Below are 3,121 nucleotides of genomic sequence, written 5' to 3'. Positions count from 1 at the left end.
ACCGCATGTTACCAGCACTGTCGCTACGGGCCTGCACTACCGACTGCCTCACCAGACCACTCTGCTGCAACACCTGCTCAATTTCTCCAGGCTCTATCCGGTAACCACGGATCTTCACCTGCTCRTCTTTCCTGCCCAGGTATACTATATTTCCATCCGGAAGCCAACGACCCAGATCACCGGTTTTATACATTCGTGCACCCGCTATTTTACTATARGGATCGGGTACAAATTTTTCTGATGTCAACCCTTCACGGCGCCAGTAGCCTCGTGCAAGGCCTCCACCACTGATGTAGATTTCACCGGTTACACCCACCGGGCAAAGATTGGCGGCGGCATCCACTATGTACATCCGGGTGTTACCAATCGGTTTACCGATAGGGATCCGGCCTTCGCTGATTTCCTCCAATCCAATACGGTCACCGGTATGGAACCGGTAAGTACTACAACCTACCGTGGCTTCCGTKGGACCATACTCATTGATGATTTCTACATCCAGCCCTTCGTCAATCAGGTGCTGTACATGGCTCAGCTGCAATGCTTCCCCTCCCAGCACCAACCGCCGGGTGATGATCTTTCCTGAACGCAACCCATCTTCCAGCAACGGCAAATGCGCCGGGGTCAGTTTAATAAAATCATAAGTCCCGTAGTGGCATAAATTATCTTTCGCCAACARCTCTGTARCTGCTAATCCTGCCSGCGCCACCACCAGYGTCCGSCCTTGCAGCAGTGGCTGGAACAACGCTGTTAATGACGCATCAAATGTGTATGACAAATGATGGTAACTAGCGGGGCTATCTGTAGTCGGGTKGGMTGCTGTGTATTGGGTYTGTGGATTGCACAGGTAATGTATCAGGCTCCCATGGCTGATCATCACCCCTTTCGGCAGACCGGTAGAACCGGAGGTATAAATCACATACGCCAGTTGATCAGGGTTGATCAACATCCGGGATACCTCTTCTCCTGMCTGGTTAATATATTCCAAATCTCCATCCAGGCTGATAATCCGGCAGGCTACGTTRACGGGTAAACGATCCGAGCAGGCTTTGCTGCTTAACATGATTTCCGCGCAGGTATCTTCCAGCATATAACGGATACGCTCTGCCGGATATTCCGGGTCAACCGGTACATAGGCTCCTCCGGCTTTTAAGATGCCCCAGATACCTACCAGCATATCTACTCCACGCTCAACACAGATCGGCACCAGCATCTCCGYTGTCACTCCCTGCYGCCTTAAATAATGCGCCAGCTGATGACTGCGTTTATCCAGTTCCCGATACGTCAATGTCTCCTCTCCCGATATCACGGCGATGGCATCCGGCGTATCAGCTACCTGTTCTTCAAACAGGGCTACTACYGTCTTGTTTYCCGGATAGGATACTGTTGCAGGATTAAATTCGYTGAGTAAGCGTGCTTCCTCCCAGGCTGGTAGCAGCCGCAGTRCTCCGATCTTACTGTCAGGTGCTGCCACGATGCTGCAAAGCAACTGTTCATAATGCATGCCCATACGTTCCACGGTCGCCTCCTCATACAGATCAAGACAATATTCCACCCGCACCTGCAAACCTTCTTCTATTTCTGTCAAAGCATAGCTCAGATCAAACTTCGACGTGGTATGCGTGATCGCTTCGGGTGACAGCGAGATACCTGACAAAACTGATCCACCGCCGGCCGTTAGTGTAGCATGCTGCAAATCAAACATCACCTGGAATAACGGACTGCGGCTCATATCTCTTTCCTTCACTACTGCACCCACCACTTGTTCGAAAGGAACATCCTGATGTGCATAGGCYCCCAGCGTAGTTTCCCGTATCTGCTGCAACAACTCCCTGAATGATGAGTCGCCATCCAGGTGACTGCGTAATGCCAGTGTATTCACAAAAAATCCAATCAGTCCTTCTATTTCCTGCTGCCCTCTGTTGGCAACGACACTTCCTACACAGATATCTGACTGACCGCTGTAACGGTGTAATAATACTTTGAATCCTGCCAGCAATGTCATAAACAACGTGGTCCCTGCTTCATGGCTCAACTGCCGCAAATGATCCACCARCACCTTATCCAGCCGGAAGGAGACCGATCCGCCCCGACTGCTCTGAATAGCAGGACGACTATGATCCGTGGGCAGGTTTAATGGTGCTACATCGCTTAAATGCTGCCGCCAGTAATTTAGTTTCTCTGATAACACCTCACCCTGCAGGTATTCACGTTGCCAGATCGCGTAATCGGCGTACTGTACTTTTAAGGCCGGCAGTGGCGCATGCGCCCCAATATTATATAAGGAGGATAACTCCTGTACAAGGATCGGTAGCGACCAACCATCTGAGGCGATATGGTGCATCACCAGCACCAGCAGGTGCTCCTGTTCTTTCACCTCCATCAGGTAGCCTCGCAGATTATAATCGCGGGACAAATCAAAAGGAATCCGAATCAGTGACGCGATCTGCTGCTCCACGTCTGCCGCAGCTGTCAGCATTTCCAACTGCCACCCACCTGCGGACAACACCTGCTGAAAGGCAGGGCCATCCTCTTGCACAATCACCGTACGGAGTACTTCATGGCGGTCGACAATCATACTAAAGGCCTGTGCCAGCGCTGCTTTATCCAGATTACCTTTCAACCGTACCACCATCGGAATATGATATTGCTCACTGCCCTCCAGCTGATCGATAAACCATAAACGTTCCTGGCTATAGGACAACGGAATATTTACCAGCCGCCGGCCACTTACGATCRCCGGCACTCCGCTGCTCACAGCAGCTCCTGACAACTGATCAGCCAGCGTGGCGATGGTCGGATAATCAAATACTTCTCCGATCGTAATATCTGTATGTAAGGCTTTCCGGATCAGAGAAATGGCTTTAATCACCAGTATAGAGTGACCACCCAGCTCAAAGAAATTATCGTATATCCCTACCCGTTCTACATCCAGCAACTCCYGCCAGATGCCCGCCAATGTTATTTCCACTTCGTTGCGTGGCCCCGCATACAGCCCTTTTTGTTCCGCCCGTACATCCGGGTCTGGTAATGCTTTCCGGTCTATCTTGCCATTAGCCGTTAAAGGCAGTTCTTTTAACGCCACCCACAGCAATGGCACCATGTATTCCGGCGTATTCCGGCA

1 protein-coding gene is annotated in these 3,121 nt (G+C 51.1%); it reads right to left on the bottom strand.

Features of this window, described 5'->3' with window-relative positions:
- Positions 1-3,121 (bottom strand): amino acid adenylation domain-containing protein (locus AC1DP6_RS36335; protein WP_477059284.1); only part of this gene is annotated, 3,121 nt, incomplete at both ends.

It is taken from the genome of Chitinophaga sp. 01L420 (assembly GCF_056399985.1).
This window is presented reverse-complemented; position numbering and strand designations above follow the sequence as displayed.